Origin of the sequence: Dysgonomonas sp. HGC4 (assembly GCF_001261715.1) — a bacterium.
GTDB lineage: Bacteria > Bacteroidota > Bacteroidia > Bacteroidales > Dysgonomonadaceae > Dysgonomonas_A.
Map to the genome: position 1 here is coordinate 72,187 of NZ_CVRU01000119.1, position 23,168 is coordinate 95,354.

Annotated in this window: 17 protein-coding genes and 1 pseudogene; 11 read left to right on the top strand and 7 right to left on the bottom strand. The window is 35.5% G+C overall.

The window, feature by feature from the left end:
- Positions 1-131 precede the first annotated feature (131 nt).
- The 3 genes from HGC4_RS12470 to HGC4_RS12480 form a co-directional block, all read right to left on the bottom strand.
- The gene (locus tag HGC4_RS12470) at positions 132-1,025 is read right to left on the bottom strand and encodes a bile acid:sodium symporter family protein (protein WP_050710467.1); all 894 of its coding nucleotides are present in this window, start codon (positions 1,023-1,025) and stop codon (positions 132-134) included.
- 204 nt (positions 1,026-1,229) lie between these two features.
- On the bottom strand, positions 1,230-2,516 hold the full coding sequence (locus HGC4_RS12475; protein ID WP_050710468.1) for an ABC transporter permease: 1,287 nt from the start codon (positions 2,514-2,516) through the stop codon (positions 1,230-1,232).
- Positions 2,513-3,418 carry an ABC transporter ATP-binding protein gene (locus HGC4_RS12480; protein ID WP_050710469.1) on the bottom strand — a complete coding sequence of 302 codons (906 nt, stop codon included), beginning with the start codon at positions 3,416-3,418 and terminating at the stop codon, positions 2,513-2,515. The genes HGC4_RS12475 and HGC4_RS12480 overlap by 4 nt, the downstream gene beginning before the upstream one ends.
- Before the next feature lie 192 nt (positions 3,419-3,610).
- Between HGC4_RS12480 and HGC4_RS12485 the strand changes: the two genes are divergently transcribed.
- The 9 genes and pseudogenes from HGC4_RS12485 (at position 3,611) to HGC4_RS12525 (ending at position 14,756) form a co-directional block, all read left to right on the top strand.
- Positions 3,611-4,411 (top strand): metal-dependent hydrolase, encoded by an 801-nt coding sequence (locus HGC4_RS12485; protein WP_050710470.1) that lies wholly within the window; start codon positions 3,611-3,613, stop codon positions 4,409-4,411.
- A 74-nt stretch (positions 4,412-4,485) separates the two neighbouring features.
- A complete protein-coding gene (locus HGC4_RS12490; protein WP_050710471.1) occupies positions 4,486-5,100 on the top strand; it encodes a TetR/AcrR family transcriptional regulator in 615 nt (204 codons plus the stop codon).
- A gap of 70 nt (positions 5,101-5,170) precedes the next feature.
- Positions 5,171-6,430, top strand: coding sequence for a TolC family protein (locus HGC4_RS12495; protein ID WP_050710472.1), 1,260 nt, complete (start codon positions 5,171-5,173; stop codon positions 6,428-6,430).
- 143 nt (positions 6,431-6,573) lie between these two features.
- Positions 6,574-7,470, top strand: a complete 897-nt coding sequence (locus HGC4_RS12500) for an HlyD family secretion protein (protein WP_050710473.1) — start codon at positions 6,574-6,576, stop codon at positions 7,468-7,470.
- Between the two features lie 100 nt (positions 7,471-7,570).
- Positions 7,571-8,485, top strand: a complete 915-nt coding sequence (locus HGC4_RS12505; protein ID WP_050710474.1) for an ABC transporter ATP-binding protein — start codon at positions 7,571-7,573, stop codon at positions 8,483-8,485.
- 92 nt (positions 8,486-8,577) lie between these two features.
- Positions 8,578-9,327, top strand: a pseudogene (locus HGC4_RS12510) (ABC transporter ATP-binding protein); the annotation flags it as partial.
- Positions 9,328-9,420: 93 nt separating this feature from the next.
- Positions 9,421-10,530 (top strand): ABC transporter permease, encoded by a 1,110-nt coding sequence (locus HGC4_RS12515; protein WP_050710475.1) that lies wholly within the window; start codon positions 9,421-9,423, stop codon positions 10,528-10,530.
- A 2-nt stretch (positions 10,531-10,532) separates the two neighbouring features.
- Positions 10,533-11,645, top strand: a complete 1,113-nt coding sequence (locus HGC4_RS12520; protein WP_050710476.1) for an ABC transporter permease — start codon at positions 10,533-10,535, stop codon at positions 11,643-11,645.
- A 264-nt stretch (positions 11,646-11,909) separates the two neighbouring features.
- Positions 11,910-14,756 (top strand): leucine-rich repeat domain-containing protein, encoded by a 2,847-nt coding sequence (locus HGC4_RS12525; protein ID WP_050710477.1) that lies wholly within the window; start codon positions 11,910-11,912, stop codon positions 14,754-14,756.
- 75 nt (positions 14,757-14,831) lie between these two features.
- Here HGC4_RS12525 and trxA read toward each other — a convergent pair whose 3' ends face one another.
- The 4 genes from trxA to HGC4_RS12545 all read right to left on the bottom strand — a co-directional run bounded on the left by trxA (position 14,832) and on the right by HGC4_RS12545 (position 20,864).
- The gene (trxA, locus tag HGC4_RS12530; RefSeq protein ID WP_050710478.1) at positions 14,832-15,149 is read right to left on the bottom strand and encodes a thioredoxin; all 318 of its coding nucleotides are present in this window, start codon (positions 15,147-15,149) and stop codon (positions 14,832-14,834) included.
- Positions 15,150-15,219: 70 nt separating this feature from the next.
- Positions 15,220-18,954, bottom strand: a complete 3,735-nt coding sequence (gene dnaE, locus HGC4_RS12535) for a DNA polymerase III subunit alpha (RefSeq protein WP_050710479.1) — start codon at positions 18,952-18,954, stop codon at positions 15,220-15,222.
- A gap of 262 nt (positions 18,955-19,216) precedes the next feature.
- Positions 19,217-20,173 carry a riboflavin biosynthesis protein RibF gene (gene ribF, locus HGC4_RS12540; RefSeq protein ID WP_050710480.1) on the bottom strand — a complete coding sequence of 319 codons (957 nt, stop codon included), beginning with the start codon at positions 20,171-20,173 and terminating at the stop codon, positions 19,217-19,219.
- A gap of 70 nt (positions 20,174-20,243) precedes the next feature.
- On the bottom strand, positions 20,244-20,864 hold the full coding sequence (locus tag HGC4_RS12545) for an HAD family hydrolase (RefSeq protein ID WP_050710481.1): 621 nt from the start codon (positions 20,862-20,864) through the stop codon (positions 20,244-20,246).
- Between the two features lie 325 nt (positions 20,865-21,189).
- Between HGC4_RS12545 and HGC4_RS12550 the strand changes: the two genes are divergently transcribed.
- Positions 21,190-22,086, top strand: coding sequence for a LysR substrate-binding domain-containing protein (locus tag HGC4_RS12550; protein WP_050710482.1), 897 nt, complete (start codon positions 21,190-21,192; stop codon positions 22,084-22,086).
- A gap of 77 nt (positions 22,087-22,163) precedes the next feature.
- On the top strand, positions 22,164-23,090 hold the full coding sequence (locus HGC4_RS12555; RefSeq protein ID WP_050710483.1) for a YeiH family protein: 927 nt from the start codon (positions 22,164-22,166) through the stop codon (positions 23,088-23,090).
- The last annotated feature ends 78 nt before the right edge of the window (positions 23,091-23,168 follow it).

The window sequence follows — 23,168 nt, forward strand, 5'->3', positions numbered from 1 at the left end:
GATCCTTTTAAAGGTCTCCTTAAGTAAAGTGTGCTTGGTAAAACGATATGTTTTAGCCATCTTGGAACGCACAAAATTAACACAAATCTTTGAGATAAAAAATAGAATTTTGTTAACTCTGTGAAACAGTGCTAATTTCGTCTCTGTTTATGCCATACTTGAGTTGAATTGATTATGTTTTGCCACAAAATGTATGCTCCTGGTCCAATTGATGAAATCGGGTTGAGATAAGTCTGAGCCATCCAGATAGATAATATGGTGTTTTTTTGTCCTAATCCTTGCCCTCCTGCAATAGTATCACTATAATGCCGTCCCAATCGTCGCCCTATATAAAATTGAATAGCACAAATGAATAGGGTGAGTCCGAAGATTGTTAGTGCTGTATAGAAATGAGTACTACCCTCTAAGAGAAGAAAGTCTATGCTGCGTGCTGTTACTATCATGAGAGCAAGATTCCATAAATAGAATGAGTAGGATTGAGAAGTTCTTATCTTATTCTGAACTTTTGGGAGAAATCTTCCGAGTAGAATAGCTAATACAAAAGGGAGTAAGAGTAGAATAAAAACTCGTTGGGTAATACTTTGTAGCTCTTCCCAAAATGAAAACTCGGAGTGCTCTCCTATAATTGTAAACATAAGAGGTGCTACTACTGCAACTGTTAAATTACTAAGTAAGCTAAATGCTGTTAAGCTAGCCGTATTTCCGCCTAGCATTCCTGTAATAACAACGGCGGAAGTTGCTGTGGGAGCCAAAATACATATCATCACACTTTGTGCAATAATAGGGTCTATACCTCTGATGGCAACATAAGCAACGATGCTGCCTACTAATTGAATGACTAACAACCAGAAGTGAAGCATTGTAAATCGAACGGCTCGTAGCGAGATATTAGTGTAGGTGATGAGCAGCATAAAAAAGATCAGATATGGAGTAATAAATGCCAGCTGTGCCAGATAGGGATAAAATAAGGCTCCCACAATCATGGATACAGGCATCATGTACGATTTGATCTTTTTGATATTCATTACTTTACTTTAGAACGGAAAATGTTTAACGCTATGTTTTAGTGTTGCAACAGACTTATGACCATAATGCTCGCAAAACATCAAAATAGATCTGGGTCTTATTTGGTTGCAAAGATATATTTAAAAAATTCTTTTCAAACAGAAAGTTGCCCGAACAATTATTGTCGGGCAACTCTAATTTAGAATAAGATAAACTCTTATACCTTATTTATAGGAAAACCATTTGATGAGTTCTTTTATACTAGGCTTTTTTCCATACATGAGAATACCAACTCTGTAAATTTTTGCTGCAAACTTTACTGTGAAGAAAACGCTTGTATATAATATAGCTATGGAGAGAATTTTCTCCCAAAGAGGTATTTCGAAAGGAATGCGAACCATCATTACAATAGGTGATGTCAATGGAATCATCGAGCACCAGAAGGCGAGAGGTCCATCAGGATTCTGAAGGCTATATATGCCTACATAAAAAGAGAATATGAATATTAAAGTTACAGGCATTACAAATTGCTGAGTATCTTGTGCATTATCCACCGCTGCTCCAAACATAGCAAAGAGTGAAGCATAAATAAGGTATCCACCGATGAATAGCAGTAGAAAATATATAATAATTTCTGCCCAGTTAATAGAGAATAACATCTCGATGCTTGCTATCTGTGATGATAATCCTGCCATGTCAGCTTCTGCGAAGAGTGTGCTTTTCGCACCCAAGATAATAGCGAATATACCAAACCAGATGAATAGCTGTGTAATACCTGTTAAGCCGATCCCTATAATCTTTCCCATCATTAAATCGAATGGTTTTACCGATGAAATCATCACTTCCACAATGCGATTGCTTTTCTCTTCTACTACACCTTGCATTACCATAGTGCCATACATAAGTATAAACATATACATGATGAATGTGAAGACTCCTCCTATTCCTGCGGCAATAGCAGATGAAGTTTCTTTCTCAGAGCCATCATCGCTCCATCTTTTGGTTGTAACTTTTATGTTGCCCGAGGTTTCAATAACTTGTCTGATATCGACTATGATTTTTGTGTCAATATCGGCTTCTTGTGCCAATCTATTTATTTTATCAGATTTTACAACTTCCGAAAGAGTGTTGTTTATGTAGCCTTGTAGATCGAGAGGAATTTGTTTTTCTGATACAAATGTGGCTGCTGTGGGGCTTTCCGATAAGTCTCCTGTTATTTGTAATATTCCGAAGATATCTTTTCCTACTTTTGATTTTAATTGATCGTTTTGTTCCTCACCTACTATCTCGAATGAATAATGTTCTGACGATTTCAGATGAGAGGCGTATTTTCCTGTATTATCAATAACAGAGATTCGCTTAATCTCCGAATCTTGAATATTGGATAATAATAAGGGTACAATTATTAACGCAGCCATAAGGATGGGCATTAATAAGGTAAGTATCACAAATGATTTTTTCTTTATTCGTGATAGGTATTCTCGTTTTATAATGAGGCTTAATGCATTCATAGGTTTGTGACTGTTTGGATGAATATTTCGTTCATAGAGGGCAACTCTTCTTCAAAAGAGACTACTTCGTATTTGTCGGTTATTTCTCTTAGAATCTGTGAATTTGAAGAGCCTCCCAGCTTTTTGATTTTTACTTTAGTCGTTTCAGTATGTGATTCTTTCGATTCCAACGAAAATAAATCGGAAGATAAGTCAAAATCACTGCCATTTACAATTACGGTAAAAATGTGCTTTTTATACTTATTGCGTATCTCTTTTACATTACCTTGTAATACAGCCTGAGATTTATTAATCAGAGTGATTTCATCGCAAAGTTCCTCAACCGATTCCATGTTATGGGTTGAAAGAATAATTGTTTTTCCTTTTGCTTTTAATTCAAGAATTTCTTTTTTCAAAAGCTCAGCATTAACCGGATCGAATCCACTAAATGGCTCATCGAGAATTAATAATTGAGGATCGTGGATAACAGTTGTTATGAATTGTATCTTTTGTTGCATACCTTTGGACAGTTCTTCTATCTTCTTGTCTTTCCACGAGGTAATATCGAATTTTTCGAACCATTCATCTATCCTTCGGTTGGCTTCTTGTTTTTTTAGACCTTTTAGTTCAGCCAAGAATAATGCATGCTCCTTCACTTTCATTTTTTTGTAAAGACCTCTTTCTTCCGGCAAATAGCCAATATTGTAAATGTCGGATTGAGCGGATAGATGACCGTTTAGAAATACTTCGCCACTATCAGGAGCTGTAATTCTATTTATAATTCGTATCAATGTAGTTTTGCCTGCTCCATTGGGGCCAAGTAATCCGTAAATTTTCCCTTGAGGAACTTTTATACTTACATCATTAAGAGCCCTATGACCTGCATATTGCTTTATAATATTTCTGACTTCGAGGTATATCATATTTTATTTAGGTGTTGTTGCTTAATTGTTAGTAGCTCATTGAACCGAAAAATCACAGGTGCAGTATTTTTGTATGATTATAACTTTAAAACCTGTTAGGACACGAATTTAATTTATTATTCTAGATTATAAAGTATAAATTTGTATTTAAGGTGTCAGATTTTTTTTATTCTAAATATTTAAATATCATTTATGGATATTCTTACCCATGCTCTTTCTGGTGCCGCAATAGGTACAGTTGTAGCCAATTATAACCAGATGAGCTCATCTCGTAAAGCTAAGACTGTTTTAGCAGGAGCAGTTGGGGGTACATTTCCCGATATTGATGCAATAAGTATGTGGTCTGGGTTTGATCGGGCTTTAGGCTCTTTATTTAATTTAGAGCATTCAGGTCGTGTCATTTATGGCAGTAAATTTTGGTATTCGCATCATGCATTTTTTCACTCATTGATTGGAAGTTTATTGGTTGCTGTATTATTCCTTCTGTTGATTTATATAGTAATGAGGAAGTATAAAACGATTCCTTTACTTGCTTATTTCAAGGCATCCTCTGTCTTTTTTATTGCATTTGTTTTAGGTTACTGGGCACATCTCACCGGCGATTTACCCACTCCTTCATCGGTGTGGGGTGGAATATCTTTATTTTGGCCTTCGGATAATTACGTTGGAGGATATGGAAAGATTTGGTGGTGGAATAATTATGATATTTTCTTATTGATCCTTTTTTGTGTTATTTTAAATTTATTACTGCCTGCAATTTCAAAATATGTTAGAATTAGATCTAGAGTATGCACTATATCTATTGCGACTATTACCTTAAGCTTGATATTGGTGCAAATTAATACTCGTCACTATAATTATTCTTATGCCGAGAATCGCTCTAATTATACTCAAATGGAGCAGAATTCCAAGTTGGAGCAAAAACGTATTTTGGGTGATAGGATATACTACTGTATGGATAAGTTTGATAAACGTTTAAAGATTAATTTTTAAGTAAATGTTTGTATTTCATAAAATCTCTCCTATATTTGTATTGTTAACAAAATTGTTAAACAAATAAGTTGATAGTGGAAAAGAAAGATATAACTACCGAACAAACAATATTAGAAGCTGCCGAATATGAATTTCTAGAGAAGGGATTTGCTGGTGCTAAAACTACTGCTATCGCAAAACGTGCGGGAGTAAATCATGCAATGATTCATTACTATTTCAGAACAAAGGAGAATTTGTTCTCTATGGTTTATCAGCAAAAAATAAAGACTCTAGCTGAATCTTTCTCACAGTCATTTAATCAAGATTTACCTTTTTTCGAGCAGTTGAAATTGGCTATTGGTAGCCATTACGATTTTGTTGCTGCCAATCCCAGATTACTCTTTTTTATTTACGGAGAAATAATTACTCACGATGAGAGGAAGAAAATGCTTGTAAGGAGTGTCTTCCCTAAACTAAAAGGTATAATAAAAAGACTAAAGGAGAGAATCGATATTGAGGTCGAGAATGGCTCTATGCGTTTTATCCGTCCTACTGAATTGTTGATGAATATAATTGCTCTAAATGCGATTACATTTTTAGCAATGCCTTTGTTGCAGATTATAAGGAGAAATGACAAAGAGGTTGAAAAGCTTCTACTACAAAGGAGGGAAAATAATATCCAATTTATTATAAATGGGTTGAGTGTTTAATTTTTTTAGACTGTAACTAACAAAATTGTTAAGTGATAATGTTTGTGGAATGAAAACGTCATCTGAAAATATGAAAAGAATAATAATTGTTCTGTGTGTTTTGCTCAGTAGTTGTTTTATGGCATCGGCACAATTGACTATTGAGGCTTGTCAGGAGAAAGCCAAGCAGAACTATCCTTTGATTAAGCGTTATGGCTTGATCGAGAAAACAAAAGAGTATAACTTGTCGAATGCGAATAAAGGATACTTGCCTCAGTTTTCGATGACAGCTAAGGCTACCTATCAATCCGATGTTCCACATCTTCCTATCTCCGTACCTGGTGTAGATATTCAGCCATTGAGTAAAGATCAGTATGGTGTAACTCTGGATGTAAACCAAACTATTTGGGATGGCGGAGTTATTGGTTCTAAGAAAGAAATGGCGAAAACGGCTTCAGAGGTTGCTTCTAAACAACTGGAAGTTACTTTATATACGATTAACGACAGAGTGAATCAGCTATATTTTGGTATACTCTTATTTGATGCAAAAATTAAGCAGAATCTATTGATTCAAGAAGAGCTAGCACGAAATTTTAATCTTATTTCAAGTTATATAGAAAATGGTATTGCTAACCAGTCTGATTTGGATGCCATAAAAGTGGAACAGCTAAAAACAAAACAGACGCAAACTCAATTGATCTCGAATAGAAAAGCTTTTATTGATATGTTGTCTGCATTGATTGGGGAATTGATCAATGAGAATACTGTTTTAGAGAAACCAAATTCAGAGAATGAGTTACTATCTGCCCAGATTGGGCGTCCGGAATTACATCTGTTCGATGCACAGTATAATGATCTCGAAACTCAGAAAAAACAAATCAAAGCAGGTTATATGCCAAAGCTAGGTCTATTTGCTACCGGAGGATATGGAAGACCTGGCTTGAATATGTTAGAAGATAAATTTGCAGCTTATTATGTAGCAGGAGTTCGTTTGTCGTGGAATTTTGGAGGACTTTATACTGAAAAGAACGATCGTAAACTGATCGAAGCCAATCAGAGTTCATTAGCCGCTGAAAAAGAAACATTCTTGTTTAATACCAATTTGGAGGTAACTCAAGAGCAAAGTGAAGTAAAAAGAAATCGCGATTTACTAAAATACGATGATGAGATAATAATGCTTCGGAATAATGTGAAAAAATCGGCAGAAGTGAAGGTTGCAAATGGAACTCTGACGGTAACTGATCTTATGCGAGAAGTAAATGCTGAGGATTTAGCTAAACAAGACAAAATCCAGCACGAGATAGAGTTGTTGTTGTCTATTTATAATCTAAAATATACAACTAATAATTAAGGTCTAAAACTATTTTAGGTGTTGGTTGTAAGTGTTTGATTATTAGTTGATATGTTCTTTTTTTGATAATACAGAAATCTTCCGTTGCAAAAAGCAGATCAATAAATACTTTTATTCGATTAAATCTTTAAGATAAATAATATATGAGAACTATTAAAGCATTATCCATCCTTATTATAAGTTTCTTACTTGTTGCATGTGGCAATAAAAAGGGCGATTATGATGCTTCGGGAATATTCGAAACTACGGAGGTTATAGTTTCATCCGAAGCAAATGGGAAAATTCTAGAACTTAATTTGGAAGAGGGGCAGATCGTCAATCCAGATGTGCCTATGGGATATATAGATACGACACAGTTATATCTAAAAAAAATGCAGTTGTTGGCAAGCAATCAGGCAGTAAAAAGTAAACAGACTGATGTTCCAAGACAAATTGCAGCAATACAACAGCAGATTGTTACACAAAAAAAAGAACAAGCACGTTTCGAAAACTTAGTGAAATCGAATGCAGCTAATCAAAAACAGCTAGATGATATCAATGCTCAGATTCTTTACCTCGAAAAACAATTAGCTGCACAGACTGAAGTCTTGATGAATTCTAATCGAGGCATTTCTGAAGAAAGTTCTTCTATGCAAATACAAGTAGCCCAATTAAATGATCAGATTGTAAAATCGGTGATTAAAAGTCCTATAAAGGGAACTATATTATCTAAATATGCTGAACAAGGAGAGCTCGCAGTGCAAGGTAAGGCATTATTTAAAGTAGGAGATATTGAAAATATGATCCTAAGGGCATACATATCAGCCAGTCAGTTGACGCAGTTGAAAGTAGGTCAAACTGTACAGGTATTCTCTGATTTGGGAGAAGCAGACCGAAAGGAATATTCGGGCACAATAGAATGGATATCCGATAAAGCAGAGTTTACGCCTAAAACAATACAGACAAGAGATGAACGTGCCAATCTGGTTTATGCTGTAAAAATTGCAGTAAAGAACGATGGATATATTAAAAGAGGAATGTACGGAGAAATAAAGTTCTAAGTTTCAATGTCTATTTACTACTTCGATGTAGGAGCGAGTTATACTTGCTGAAATTAGGGTTAAGAATAGGACATTAAATATATGTAGATTACTAAAAGATATGGTTGCAATTTCGGTACAGAATATAAATAAGAAATACGGAAATATTCAAGCTCTGAATAATATCAGTTTTGATGTTCAGCAAGGTGAGATATATGGTATTATCGGTCCTGATGGAGCTGGTAAAACTTCGCTATTTCGTATTCTTACCACTCTTTTGCTTGCTGAAAGTGGAACAGCAACAGTCGATGGATTGGATATTATCAAAGACTATAAACAGATTCGTAATAGAATAGGGTATATGCCGGGGAAATTTTCTCTTTATCAGGATTTGACTGTGGAGGAAAATCTCGAATTCTTCGCTACTGTTTTTAATACCACTATAAAAGAGAACTACGATCTGATCAAAGATATTTATAGCCAGATAGAACCTTTTAAAGATAGAAGAGCGGGTAAATTATCTGGAGGGATGAAGCAAAAATTGGCACTTAGTTGTGCATTGATTCATAAACCTACTGTTTTATTTCTCGATGAGCCCACAACGGGTGTTGATCCGGTTTCAAGAAAAGAATTTTGGGAAATGCTTCAAAATTTAAAGGCGCAGAATATAACTATATTGGTATCGACTCCTTATATGGATGAAGCTATGCTGTGTGACCGTATTGCATTGATTCAAGAGGGAACTTTTTTGCAAGTTGACACTCCTGATAATATCATTGAACTTTTTACCCAAATACTTTGGGCAGTAAAGAGTAAAGAAATGTTTAGGCTTCTGAATGATTTAAGAGGCTATGATCGTATAAAAACTTGCTTTACGTTTGGTGAAGTGCACCATATAACAGTAAAAGAAGATTTGAAAATGGAGGATATAAGAACCTATCTTATAGGTAAAGGTCATCAGGATATTGATGTTTATGCTATTAAACCAAGTATTGAAGACTGTTATATGCAATTGGCACAAAAAACGAAAGTTTAAACAAGATCTCGGTTTTTTATGACTATGATTGATACAATATTATAGAAGGTTATAAGTAAAACATAAAGACTTAAAGATAACTATACTCAAATAAATATATGAAAGAACCTGTAATATATACCGAAAACCTGACAAAGAAATTTGGAGCATTTACTGCTGTGGATAATATATCCTTCAGTGTAGATAAAGGTGAGATATTCGGTTTTCTGGGAGCTAACGGAGCAGGGAAAACAACAGCTATGCGCATGCTCTGCGGATTGAGCCATCCTACATCAGGTAAAGGTTCGGTTGCTGGATATGATATTTTGAAAGAGTCTGAAAAGGTTAAGAAAAATATTGGGTATATGAGTCAGAAGTTCTCCTTATACGAAGACTTGAAGGTTTGGGAAAATATCCGACTATTTGGTGGAATATATGGTATGGAGTCAAAACGAATTGCTTCGAAAACAGATGAAATATTAGATGAATTGGGTTTTTTAGCTGAACGTAATACGCTTGTAAGAGAATTACCATTAGGTTGGAAACAAAAATTAGCTTTCTCAGTCTCTATATTTCATGAACCTAAGGTTGTTTTCTTAGATGAACCTACGGGAGGTGTTGACCCTGTAACCCGTCGGCAGTTTTGGGAGCTTATTTATGCTGCGACAGATAGAGGAATTACTGCTTTTGTTACTACTCACTATATGGATGAGGCAGAATATTGTAACCGTGTATCGATTATGGTAGATGGTAAAATTGAGGCTCTGGATACACCAAAGAATCTTAAGTTACAATTTGAGGCAGATAGTATGGATGAGGTATTTCAACAATTGGCAAGAAAAGCGACGCGAAAAGGAGATTAAGGTCTCAGACCTTTTTATGGCTTTGTCAAGTAGAATAGCTACAGAAAACTATAATATGAGAATGTATCATAAAAAACACTTTGACTTAATTGAATGAAACAGTTCTTATCATTTGTAAAAAAAGAGTTCTTTCATATCTTTCGAGATACAAGAACGATGATGATTATATTGGGGATTCCCATTATACAGATGCTTCTTTTTGGTTTTGCTATAACAACAGAGGTGAGGAATGTACAAGTTGCAGTCTTTGACCCATCAAAGGATATTTCGACAGAGCGTATAATCAATCAATTGGATGCTAGTAATTATTTTCATATTGTGCAGATGTTGAATAATCCGGATGAAATCAGTACAATCTTCAAAAAGGATCATAACATTAATCTGGTTGTTGTATTTGATGAAAAGTTCAATGAAAACCTCTTACATACAGGGGAAGCATCTATCCAATTGATTGCTGATGCTACCGACCCCAATCAGGCTACAACCTTATCGGGATATGCAACAAGTATAATAAACTCATATCAGCAGGAACTTTTGCAAGAATATAAGATTCCAATACAAATAAAACCGGAAGTAAAGATGCTCTATAATCCTCAAATAAAGAGTGCTTATAATTTTGTGCCCGGCGTAATGGGTTTAATATTTATGCTGATATGTGCAATGATGACTTCAATCTCAATTGTTCGTGAGAAAGAAACGGGTACAATGGAAATTTTGTTGGCGTCACCTATGAAGCCTTTTTATATTATTGTAGCAAAGGCTATTCCTTATTTCGCAATATCCATAGTGAATCTAACTACAATTTTATTATTATCTGTTTATGTATTGAAGGTACCTGTAACAGGAAGCTTCTATTCTTTGATTGGAATTTCTTTACTCTTCATAATGGTAGCACTATCATTAGGGATATTTATCTCAACCGTTGCTCAAACCCAAGTTGCCGCTATGCTGGTGTCGGGAATGGGAATGATACTTCCTGTAATGATTCTTTCGGGTATGATATTTCCTATAGAAAGTATGCCTGTTATACTTCAGTGGGTATCGGATATTATTCCTGCAAAATGGTATATCTCTGCTGTAAGGAAATTAATGATACAAGGCTTGGGTATTACTGCTGTTTATAGAGAACTGGTGGTTTTACTAGGTATGTTGGTTTTTTTAGTATTTGTCAGCCTTAAGAATTTCAAAACAAGACTTAATTAATCATGATAAAATTTCTTTTAGAAAAAGAGTTTAAGCAAATTTTGAGGAATTCGTTTCTTCCAAGAATGATTATTGCCATGCCCCTCATGATGATGCTTGTTTTTCCTTGGGCTGCCAATCAGGAAATAAAGAATTTGCGATTGAGTGTTGTGGATAACGATCATAGCACTTATTCGGAACGTTTGATTCAGAAGATAGCAGCATCTGGTTATTTTAATTTGACGGATGTTTCTGTCTCTAATAATGAAGCGATGCGGAGTATAGAGACAGACCGAGCTGATATAATTCTGGAGATTCAACCCGATTTCGAAAAGAACCTGATAAAAGAAGGTACTGCTAATGTTATGATCTTAGCTAATGCAGTCAATGGAATGAAAGGAGGTTTAGGTACTTCTTATCTTTCGGTTATATTACAAGATTATGCAGTTGAAATCAGGAACGAATGGAAGCAAGCACCCGAAATGGCAATTTTGCCTGTCATTAATATAGTACCCCAGAATCGATTTAATCCGCATCTGGATTATAAAGTATTTATGGTTCCAGCAATAATGGTGACTATGTTAACCTTACTATGTGGATTTTTACCGGCATTGAATATTGTAGGAGAAAAGGAAATAGGTACTATTGAACAGATGAATGTTACTCCTGTGAATAAACTTACTTTTATATTGGCTAAACTGATACCTTATTGGATAGTAGGATTTCTGGCTCTTTCGCTCTGTCTTACATTAGCAGCAACGGTATATGGATTGATACCCGTAGGTCGTTTAACTACCCTTTATCTTTTTGCCAGTCTGTACATATTAGTTGTTTCGGGCTTTGGTTTAGTAGTGTCAAACTATTCTAATACTATGCAACAAGCTATGTTTGTTATGTTTTTCTTTATTATGATTTTCATTCTGATGAGTGGGCTTTTTACCCCAATATCAAGTATGCCTCAATGGGCACAGAATATTACAGCTTTTAACCCCCTGAAATATTTTATACAAGTAATGAGAATGGTGTATCTGAAAGGTAGTGGTATAGCAGATCTCACAACACAGATGGTTGCGTTATGCTGCTTCGCATTATTCTTTAACGGTTGGGCTGTGTTAAGCTATAGAAAGAGTAGCTAAGTTAGCTATTGATATATCCTTACGTATTGTTTTTTTTATTGTTATTAGTTTTTTACTAGGTGTTTATCTCTGCTGGATGTTTTTTTGAAATGAAAAGATATTTCGTTTATTTTTAATTGTTATATTTGAAGAAAATTTAACATAAATAAATAAGCTACGTTTTAATCTTTTGAAGATATACGACCCAACTTTATCTATTAAATTCTAATAGAACATTTCTTATACAGCATAATCGACACTTTTTTACAAACTAATAGAAACAAAATGAAAAACAAAATTTTCTTAACACTGCTTGGTATTTTTCTGAGTGTGATCTATTCACATGCACAATTGTCAAAGACTATTGATGTCATAACCCCTGGAACATTGTCCGCTTCTCTAGGAGCCGATAAAACAAAAGTAACGGATCTGACTCTTAAGGGTACTATTAATGATGCAGACTTTACTACAATCAAGCAGATGTCTTTACTTAAAGTATTAGATATGTCTGAAGTGGAAATTGTAAATGGTGCTATTCCAGCCTCTGCTTTTGAGAAGAGAGTGATGGATAAAATAGTATTGCCGGAGAGAGTAAAATCTGTTGGATTGGGGGGCTTTTCTAATTTAACTATTTCTACTCTTGATTTCTCTGGTTGTGCTGCTTTGGAGTCTTTCGGAAATAGCTGTTTTGTAGGTATTAATATTACGAGTGGCATTATTGACTTATCGGGTTGTACTTCTCTAAAGTCTTTGGGGCAAGGCTGTTTTGGTGGACTTAGTCAACATATTATTTTACCCTCAGAATTAAAAAACTTAACTAGCCTTTCTTTCGCAGGTTTTAAGGGTAGTGTAGATCTTCCTTCTCAATTAGAAAGTATTGGAGGTTATGCTTTTCAAAGAGCGGTTTTAAAAGAATTAAAGCTGCCTGCCTCATTAAAAAAAGTAGATACCTTTGGCTTTACAGAGATTACTATTCCAGAACTTGACTTCTCCGGTTGCGTTGCTTTGGAGTCTTTAGGGAATAATTGTTTCGTAGGTAATAATATTACAAGTGATACTCTTGATTTATCTGGCTGTATTTCTCTAAAGTCTTTAGGTCAAGGCTGTTTTGGTGGATTAAGTAAACATGTTATTTTGCCCTCTACTTTGAAGATACTTCACGGTCTTTCTTTCGCAGGTTTTAGAGGTAGTGTAGATCTTCCTTCTCAACTGGAAAGTATTTTGGGCTATGCTTTCCAAAGAGCGGTTTTAAAAGAATTAAAGCTGCCTGCCTCATTAAAAAAAGTAGATACCTTCGGCTTTACAGAGATTACTATTCCAGAACTTGACTTCTCCGGTTGCGTTGCTTTGGAGTCTTTAGGGAATAATTGTTTCGTAGGTAATAATATTACAAGTGATACTCTTAATTTATCTGGCTGTATTTCTCTAAAGTCTTTAGGTCAAGGCTGTTTTGGTGGATTAAGTAAACATGTTATTTTGCCCTCAGAATTAAAAAACTTAACTAGTCTTTCTTTCGCAGATTTTAGGGGTAGTATAGACCTTCCTTCCCAATTGGAAAGCATTGGAAGTCATGCTTTTCAAAGGGCAGTTTTAAAAGAATTAAAACTACCTGCCTCATTAAAAAAAGTAGATAAATCGGGTTTCACAGAGTTAAATATTCCAAAGTTAAGTTTCTCGAATTGTATAAATTTAGAGACCTTGGGTAATAATTGTTTTACTGGAATCAAATTAGAAAGCGATACTATCAATTTGTCGGGGTGTCGCTCGTTAAAGGTTATAGGTCAAGGATGTTTTAGTGGATTAAGTAAGCATATTATTTTACCCTCTACTTTGAAGATACTTCATGGTCTTTCTTTTGCTTGGTTTGGAGGTAGTGTAGATCTTCCTGCCCAATTGGAAAGTGTTTTGGGTTATTCTTTTCAAGGAGCCTCTTTAAAAGAATTAATTATTCCAGTATTTGTAAAATCTCTTGGAGATCGTGCTTTTGAGAATGCCAAGTTGGAGACTCTTGTGTCTTTAAACCCTACCCCTCCCACATTAGGACCAAATGTGTTTATAGGAGTTAATAAAACTGCCTGCACACTCTATGTCCCCAGGAGTAGTATCTCATTATACCAAGCTGCTGCTCAATGGAAAGACTTTCTAATTGAAGAATATAAAGTCTCTTTAATTGATAACTTGGTATACCAAAAATCGACAGAAGAAAACCTTTATCAAGTAAAAACAGAAGAGAGATTTGATGTGGAAGTCTATGCTAATCTTATGTCCGAAGTAAGTTTAGGTTTGTTTAATGCTAGTAATGGAACTTTTATCGAGGATATTGTAAGTAGTAAAAACGGTAATACATATACTTGCCAAGTATCAACAAATCTGCTAAGCGGAAGCTATTTAATTCAACCTTATATTTTAGAGGAAGATGAAGTAAAAGTAATCTCACGTAAAGCAGGTTCACATATAATTGATCGTTTATTAATAACAGTAAAAAACAATTGGGCTGGATTTTCAGGAAGAAATACAGCCGCAGATTTGAGCAACCACCTGTTAATTAATACAGCAAAAGAAGATTTGATGGAAGTGAATACTGATCAGAGCTTTAAAGTTTTAATAAGATCAGCAATCGCGACATTGGGTATTAATGTGGGTTTATTTAACTATGATGATGGCTCATTTGTTAGCGATATAACAGAGTCCGTAAATGGTAATGTTTTGACTTGTAAAGTGGCGTCTAGCGTGGCAGAAGGAAGATATACATTGATCCCTTATCTGATTATTGATAGCAATATTGTATACATAGAACGTTCGCCGGATAAACTTTTCTTAGTAGATCGTTTACCTCTAAATGTTGTGGCTACAGCAACATCCGTTCTTGAAACGAGAGCATTGGAGATTCCGACATCTCAAATAGATATAGCAGACTTGAAAGTTTATCCAAATCCGGTAACGGATATCCTATATCTGGAGTCAGGAGCATCTATTTCAGAACTTCAAGTTTATAGTACAAATGGAAAACTAGTATTAAAACAAGCAAATGTTAGTTCATCTATCAATGTTAGTCATTTAGCAAGTGGATCATATATATTGAAACTTCAAATTGGAGATAAATCATATACACATAAACTGATCAAGAAATAAGAAATCTGATCAGTATATACATTAAAAAAAGCGACTAATTATTTAGTCGCTTTTTACATTTAGAGCAAATATAAATTACTGTAATTGCTTATCAATTTTTTCTACTAAAGCCGATTTTTGTGCAGCTCCAACTTGTTTGTCTACAATTTCTCCGTTTTTGAAAAACAGAATTGTAGGAATATTGCGGATTCCGAATTTCGATGTAATCTCATCATTGTTATCAACATCTACTTTTCCTACTACTACTTTGTCTGCATAGTCAACAGCCAATTCTTCTACGATTGGACCTACCATACGACATGGACCACACCATTCTGCCCAAAAATCAACCACGACTAATTTGTCTGATTTTAAAACTTCTTCAAAAGTTGCATCTGTAATTTCAAGTGCCATACTACTAATGTTTATTATGTTTCGTTTAATTTTATAACAAATATAACCAAAGTCTCGGAGATACGGAAAATCAATTTACCTTGAACAGGATGTTTTCATTTTGCTCCAGATAGTCGACCAATTCCTTACGGATATTGATCTTAAGACCCCGAGCAAAAAGCTCAACTTTCATGTTTCGTTCACCATCGACAATCTCAAAATATAACAACGAATTACCCACATTGTTTTTAGTCAGGGTTGATAGCTCTTCTATCATCTGAGCATTCATTTCGTGAATAGGTAATGTGATCGTTATTTTTTCAATAACCTGATCTTTAACATCAGGTAGAAGTTGAATTGATACGATTTTCAATTCGAGTTGGTTCTCGTTGAACCTACGTCCTTGAACGCGTGCTTTTACATATACATAAAGCCCCAAGCGCCCGTATTTACCAAAATTGATATAATCATCACCAAATAAAGGTATTTCTCCACTTCCAGTGAAATCTTCAATTTTAATAATCATATATGGTTTACCATTCTTGGTAATGCCTTCTCTTGCCGCAGAAACAAGTCCTCCGAATGTAACTTCCTTATTTCTTAGAGCTTCCTTGTCTTCTATATCAGCCATTCCTACATTGCAACCATACTTAAGAGCAATGGCGAACTCATCCAGAGGGTGTGCTGATAGATAGATTCCGATCAATTCGCGCTCTTTGTTGAGTTTCTCAAGATCCGACCACTTTTCGGCTTTTGGTATCTCGGGTGGACTGGTTTTATACGAAATATCTTCTCCAAATAATGAGTTTGTTGCCTGTGCTTTATCAATCTGGTATTTGTTACCATAACGGACAAGCTGATCTATAAATGTTTCTCCTTTCTCGTTGGTTTCAAAAAATTGCTCACGCTCTATTTCAGGGAAATTATCAAAAGCTCCGGCAAGCGCTAATGACTCTATATTTTTCTTATTACAAGACGATAGATTGACACGTTCTACTAAATCGAATATGTTTTTGTAAGGACCATTTTCAGACCGTTCTTTAAGAATATCATTTACAGCTCCTCCACCTACACCTTTAATAGCAGCAAGTCCGAAACGTATATCACCTGCCTTATTTACCGAGAATTTAAGATACGATTCGTTTACGTCCGGTCCAAGTACATTCATCCCCATGTACTTGCATTCATCCATAAACTTCGTGATCTCCGTAATGTTCGATAAGTTTCGAGATAGAACGGCAGCCATATATTCCGATGGGTAGTTGGCTTTGAGCCACGCTGTTTGATAAGCTATCCACGAATAACATGTTGCATGTGATTTGTTGAAGGCATAAGATGCAAACTTTTCCCAGTCGGCCCATATTTTATTCAGGGTCTTTTCAGCATGCCCGTTTTTCTTTCCTCCTGCAAGGAATTTTTCTTTTAGGGCATTCATCTTGTCAATGAGCTTTTTACCCATTGCTTTACGTAACTCATCGGATTGACCACGTGTGAAATCGGCAAGCAGACGAGACAAAAGCATGACTTGCTCCTGATATACCGTAATGCCGTATGTCTCGTCAAGATATCTTTCCATGATAGGGATATCATAGGCTATTTCTTCACGACCATGTTTTCGGGCGACAAAGGCTGGAATATAATCCATCGGTCCCGGACGATATAAAGCATTCATTGCAATTAAGTCCTCAAACTTTGTAGGCTGAAGTTCCTTTAGGTACTTCTGCATACCGGCAGACTCAAACTGAAATGTTCCAGTTGTTTTACCTTGGCTATATAGCTCATAGGTTTTAGTATCTTCTAACGAGATGGTACTGATATCTACATCTTCGCCAGTTGTTTGCTTTATATTCTCAAGTGCCTCTTTTATAATTGATAGGGTTTTTAAACCCAAAAAGTCCATTTTGATAAGACCTGTTTCTTCGATTACCGATCCTTCATATTGAGTGACAAGCATCGTTTCGCCAGTCTCTTTGTCTTCGGCTGTACTTACGGGTACTGTGTCCGAAATAGGGCTCTGACCTATAATAACACCACAAGCATGTACTCCTGTATTTCGCACATTACCCTCAAGCATTTGTGCATACTTAAGAGTGTCACGAGTAATGAGGTCTCTACTGTTTGATGCTTCTTTTAGTTCGGGAACGTATTCAATGGCATCTCTAAGGGTTACTTTCTTTTTATCGGGAATTCTGTCAGGAACTAATTTGGCTAAACGGTTAGATTCAGATAATGGTAACTTCTGAACACGTGCAACGTCTTTTATTGCCGATTTTGTAGCCATGGTACCATATGTAATAATGTGGGCTACTTTTTCTTGTCCGTATTTGTCGGTTACCCAGCGTAATACTTCTCCTCGACCATCATCATCAAAGTCGATATCAATATCGGGCATTGATATACGATCAGGATTTAAGAAACGTTCAAACAGCAAGTCATACTTTATAGGGTCTATATCAGTAATCCCCAAGCAATATGCTACGGCAGAACCTGCTGCCGATCCACGACCAGGGCCTACTGCCACACCCATTCTTCGTGCTGCTGCTATAAAGTCTTGTACAATAAGGAAATATCCGGGGAATCCCATTGTCTTCATAACATCCAGCTCAAATTCAAGACGTTCGCGGGTTTCATCATTCATATCTTTGCCGTAACGTTTTTCGGCACCTATCATTGTTAGGTGCTTCAAATAGTCGGCTTCTAGCTTAATGCGAATCACTTTATCGTATCCACCTAAACGATGGTATTCTTTTTCTCCGAACTCAGTAATAAGATCGGTTTCATTGTATTTTTCTCTATGGCCGGCTTCTGTACCGAATGAAGGATCAATGTCAAAGAATGGCATTAATGCATCCGAATCTATCGAGTAAAACTCAACCTTTTCAGCTATTTCGAGCGTGTTAGAAAGTACATGAGGTATATCTTTGAATACTTCGTTCATTTCAGCAGTAGTTTTTAACCACTCCTGCTTCGTATATCTCATTCGTTTCGGATCGTCAAGATCTTTACCTGTACTTAAACAGATCAGACGGTCATGAGCTTCTGAATCCTCTTCGTTAATAAAGTGTACATCATTTGTTGCTATAACTTTTACGTTATGCTTTTCGCTCAGTTTTAGTAATTCCTGATTTACCCGTTCTTGAAGAGGATATGCTTCAAGATTAGAATCGGGGCGACTGGTTTTGTGACGTTGAAGTTCAAAATAGAAATCTTCACCGAAAATACTTTTAAACCATTCTATTGACTTTTCAACTTCCTCGTGTTCTCCTCTTGTTATCTTTTTAGGTATCTCACCTCCTAAACAAGCTGTGGATACAATTAGTCCTTCGTGATATTTTTCTAACAGTTCTTTGTCTATGCGAGGACGCATATAAAAACCTTCAGTCCAGCTTTGTGATACCATTTTGATAAGGTTCTTATATCCCTGATAGTTTTTGGCAAGCACAACTAAGTGCCAACCGCTCATGTCGGGTTTCCCTTCTTTTAATTTGCGGTTTCGGTGAGCTACATAGCACTCACAGCCTAAGATAGGTTTGAATAAATGAGACTCTTCTTCTTGAAGTTTCTTATTTAATTCTTCTAAAAGTGGACCGTTTTCTCTAGCTTCGGCTATTGCTGCTTTTATTTTTTTTATCTCGGCAAATACGGGTGCATTTTTCTTCTTTACATAATTGTAAAATTCTTTGATCCCAAACATTGATCCGTGATCAGTCAAAGCTATAGCTTTCATTCCGTCAGCTTTAGCTTTGTCAACTAGGCGTGAAATACTGGCTTGCCCATCGAGCAAGGAGTATTGGGAGTGAACGTGTAAGTGTATAAACGGTTGCATATATCTTTGAATTTATCCTATAAAGGTATCTCTTTTATCGAAAAAAGATGACTATGTTTTGATCGAAAGTATCGATGACTTTTATCAAGAAAAGTATCAATGCTATGCCTCAGTAATTTAACTTAAGGCATAGCTTTTTTATTTTTGATTGGAAATGTAATGAAAAATGAGAATATTAAAAACAAGATTTTAGAACCAGCAATGGGAATATATCTTGTCAGATTCCTTACAGAATAAGTCTGATTTTAGCCTTTTCTATCTGCTATGATTGAGACTTGCTTTGTTGAGAACCTCTTAGCTTTTTAAGGAGGTTACCTACGTCTATTTTGTCTTGTTTTATATGTTTGACAAGTGTTTCAAGATCTTTGAACTTCTCGTCAGGGCGCATAAATTCTATGAATTCAACAGAAAGCGACTTACCGTATAGGTTTTGATCAAAATCGAGAATGTTAACTTCAAGACTTATATTATCCCCATTATGTAGGGTGGGTCTTTTTCCTATATAGAGCATTCCTTCGTATTGATCTTCATCAATGAGGACATATACAGCGTATACTCCAAATGCGGGAACAACTTTGAAATCTTCCCATATTTTGATATTTGCAGTGGGGAAACCGATGGTACGTCCAACTTGGAAACCTTCAACAATCTGTCCCGAAATGGTATAGTTATAACCTAGTAGTTGGTTTGCTTTAACAACATCTCCTTCACCTAGTAAGCGTCGAATACGAGATGAGCTTACGTGATTGGATGAATCTAGCTCACAAGCTTGTATTACATCAATTCCTACTTCTTTTCCGTATTGTTGATATTCTTCAAAACCGTCTTCTCTATTGTGACCAAAGCGATGATCGTAGCCTATTAAAAGGGTTTGTACATTCAATTTGTCCTTTAGAATTTGTTGAATGAATTCTTTGGCACTTAACGTTGACATCTCTTTGGTAAAGTCAAGAGTCACACAATAATCAACGTCGGTTGTAGCTAAGCGTTTTACCTTCTCCTCATAACCACATAGTAATGCGGGTTGATAATCGCTGCTCAGTACCCTTCTTGGATGTACCGGAAAGGTTATAACAGCAGATGGAAGATTTTTTTTCTTAGCCTCAATTTTTAGCTGCTCAATAAGATATTGGTGACCTGTATGTACGCCATCGAAGAAACCGATAGTTGCAACTAATGGCTGATGTTGTGTATTATATGGAGAATTTATTAAGTCCATTCAATTATATTATTGGCATATTTTATAAGAGTATCCATATCCATTTGAGAGGGATAAACATGTCTTTGTATTATTCAAAAACTTTTCTTAAGTCTTCTTCTTGATCTACTAAATAGGTTTTAAACCCAAACTTTTCTGCAACATCGAGGTTTGATTGTCCATCGTCAAGGAAAAGAGTTTCCTTAGGATCAATTTGAGCTTCTTTGATTACTGTTTCGAATGATTCTTTCGAAGGTTTTGTGTAGCCCATTTTATATGACCAAAACATTTGATCGAAGAATGCCGATATAGGTTCTCCCGAAGGCGAAAAATCTTTAGTGTCTGCCCATCCCATAATAACAGGGTTGGTGTTGCTTAGTAAGTATACATTGTATTTTTTGCGAAGCTCCTTTAGTAACTCGAATTTATATTCGGGTATTCCTGTTAAGAAAGCCAACCAACCAGAATCTATATCTTTGTCAGAAATGTCTTTACCTGCAAGTTTACGCAGTTCATCATAAAACTCTTCTTTAGTTATAGTGCCTTCTTCCAGTTGTAAGAAAATACCTTCTTGACGGAATTCACCTAGGAAATCCTCGATATTATCTACTCCTATTTCTTTGAAACGTTTTACTGCATTGTCTTTATTAATACTTACGATTACACCTCCAAAATCGAAGAGTAAGTTTTTTATTCCTGTTAAATCAGCCATGTCTAAATGTTTTGAACTGTTTATATTTTAGACTATTCATTTTGGGCAATCTTTGGTAGAATCTACTGAAAACAAATAAGTCTTTGCATTTTTATTTTTGATTATGCGAAGTTAATCATTTTAAAAATTATTACTGTCTATTTTATCCATAACTAGTTTGGAATATACATCATTATATTGTCTTCTTTAAATGAATGATAACGTTAATATCTACAAATAGGATACATAGGACTGTAATCTTAATAGGGTTAATATTCAATAGATTTGTTCTATTATAGGTGATATTTTATTACTTTGCAATTGGTTTTACCTAATAATTTTGACTATGCTCAATTTCCGCCTTCGTGTTTTTTATTCAGTGGCTACATTTTGCAGCTTTACAAAGGCTGCCGAAGAAATGTTTATTACTCAACCGGCAGTTACAAAGAATATCAAGGAGTTGGAATCAGAATTGAATATTCGTCTCTTTAATCGCATTGCAAATAAGATTACCTTAACGGAGGCGGGGCGATTGTTATTGCATTATACCGAGCATGTATTGACTCTGGATAAGAAGTTTATGTTCGACTTGGGTGTCTTGAAGCAGAAGTTTGCTGGCGATCTTAAATTAGGGGCGAGCACAACTATCGGTCAATATGTTTTACCTGCCATACTTGCACAGTTTAATAGGGAGCATCCCGATATAGAACTATCGTTGTTGAATGACAATACTCAACGAATAGAAACTGCTCTTGTTGAGAAAGTACTTGATCTGGGTATTATTGAGGGAAATTCTAGAAATAGTCAGTTAAAATATATCCCTTTTCTTAAGGATGAAATTGTAGCAGTGGTGCATGTTTCGCAACCATTATTCGAGAAAGACGAAATAACGCTGGATGAACTTAAAGAAACGCCTTTGGTATTGAGAGAAATAGGATCGGGTAGCCTTGAGGTGATTACTGATAAGTTGAAGCAAAAAGGTGTAAAATTAAAAGATCTGAATGTTGTGATGCATTTGGGTAGTACCGAAAGCATAAAGACATTTCTTGCAAATTCTAATAGTATAGGGCTTATCTCTATTAATGCGGTCAGTAAAGAAATAGCAAATGGGGAATTTAAGATTATTGATATAACCGATTTTGAGATTGAAAGAAATTTCTATTTCATCCATTTACATGGTGTTCCCTCAGGTTTTACGGAGATGTTTATTCAATATGCGCTTAACTACTATAACCAGAGGTAATAGGCTATAATATATTTGAATATACAACCAAGCTTTTTTTGATTGACCTTTGTATCTGAAAATTAAACATCAAAAAAATGAAAATTGATTCAAAACTGTTAAGAAAGATTGTCTTTATTTTACTCGTTATATTGTGCTTATTTCCTTTTGTAGAGCCTCCGGTTGCACTTCTGGCCGGATTTCTTTTGTCTTTCACTATTGGCCATCCCTATCTCCATCTAAATAATAAAGCGACTAAGATTCTCTTGCAAGCGTCTGTTGTTGGGCTTGGTTTTGGAATGAATCTTTTCGAAGCCATGGAAGCTGGTAAAGAAGGTCTCATTTTTACTGTATCGTCTATTGTGCTAACTCTGGGATTTGGCTTGTTGTTGGGAAAGCTATTTCATATAGCTAAGAAAACAAGTGTTTTGGTTTCTTCGGGAACTGCTATCTGTGGAGGTAGTGCCATAGCTGCAATGGTGCCAATTATAGATGCGAATGAGGAGGAAACTTCCGTATCATTAGGGGTCATTTTCGTCTTGAACTCAGTAGCTCTGTTTGTATTTCCGGTAGTAGGTCATTTGTTGAGTATGACGCAAGAGCAATTTGGGCTTTGGTCTGCTATTGCTATACATGATACTAGTTCTGTTGTTGGAGCAGCTCATAAGTATGGAGAAGAGGCTCTTAAAATAGCAACAACAATAAAGTTGGAACGTGCTCTTTGGATAATTCCACTGTCTTTTGTAACAGCGCTGCTTTATAGGAAAGGTAAAGTATCTATTCCTTACTTTATCTTTCTGTATGTAATTGCAATGGTTATTAATACATTTGTTCCTACTATCCAAACCGTGTCTCCTGCTATTGTAATGATTGCCAAGCGAGGATTAACTTTAACGCTTTTCTTGATTGGTGCGGGATTAAGTAAAGAAGCTTTGAAGAATATCGGAATAAAACCTCTATTGCAAGGGGTGATACTGTGGGTGTTTATATCGGTAATGTCACTTTTAGTAATCTTGAATATGTAAGAAGTTTGTTACCTATTCAGAGTGACACAACAATAAAAAAGAAAGCATCTATGTTTTCAAAACATAGATGCTTTCTTT

Coding starts and splice junctions, on each gene's coding strand:
- ribF (WP_050710480.1), bottom strand. CDS start 20,173: ATGGACTTAATAAATTCTCCATATAATACACAACATCAGCCATTAGTT.
- HGC4_RS12485 (WP_050710470.1), top strand. CDS start 3,611: ATGGATATTCTTACCCATGCTCTTTCTGGTGCCGCAATAGGTACAGTT.
- HGC4_RS12520 (WP_050710476.1), top strand. CDS start 10,533: ATGATAAAATTTCTTTTAGAAAAAGAGTTTAAGCAAATTTTGAGGAAT.
- HGC4_RS12500 (WP_050710473.1), top strand. CDS start 6,574: ATGAGAACTATTAAAGCATTATCCATCCTTATTATAAGTTTCTTACTT.
- HGC4_RS12555 (WP_050710483.1), top strand. CDS start 22,164: ATGAAAATTGATTCAAAACTGTTAAGAAAGATTGTCTTTATTTTACTC.
- HGC4_RS12515 (WP_050710475.1), top strand. CDS start 9,421: ATGAAACAGTTCTTATCATTTGTAAAAAAAGAGTTCTTTCATATCTTT.
- dnaE (WP_050710479.1), bottom strand. CDS start 18,954: ATGCAACCGTTTATACACTTACACGTTCACTCCCAATACTCCTTGCTC.
- HGC4_RS12525 (WP_050710477.1), top strand. CDS start 11,910: ATGAAAAACAAAATTTTCTTAACACTGCTTGGTATTTTTCTGAGTGTG.
- HGC4_RS12545 (WP_050710481.1), bottom strand. CDS start 20,864: ATGGCTGATTTAACAGGAATAAAAAACTTACTCTTCGATTTTGGAGGT.
- HGC4_RS12495 (WP_050710472.1), top strand. CDS start 5,171: ATGAAAAGAATAATAATTGTTCTGTGTGTTTTGCTCAGTAGTTGTTTT.
- HGC4_RS12470 (WP_050710467.1), bottom strand. CDS start 1,025: ATGAATATCAAAAAGATCAAATCGTACATGATGCCTGTATCCATGATT.
- HGC4_RS12475 (WP_050710468.1), bottom strand. CDS start 2,516: ATGAATGCATTAAGCCTCATTATAAAACGAGAATACCTATCACGAATA.
- HGC4_RS12480 (WP_050710469.1), bottom strand. CDS start 3,418: ATGATATACCTCGAAGTCAGAAATATTATAAAGCAATATGCAGGTCAT.
- trxA (WP_050710478.1), bottom strand. CDS start 15,149: ATGGCACTTGAAATTACAGATGCAACTTTTGAAGAAGTTTTAAAATCA.
- HGC4_RS12550 (WP_050710482.1), top strand. CDS start 21,190: ATGCTCAATTTCCGCCTTCGTGTTTTTTATTCAGTGGCTACATTTTGC.
- HGC4_RS12505 (WP_050710474.1), top strand. CDS start 7,571: ATGGTTGCAATTTCGGTACAGAATATAAATAAGAAATACGGAAATATT.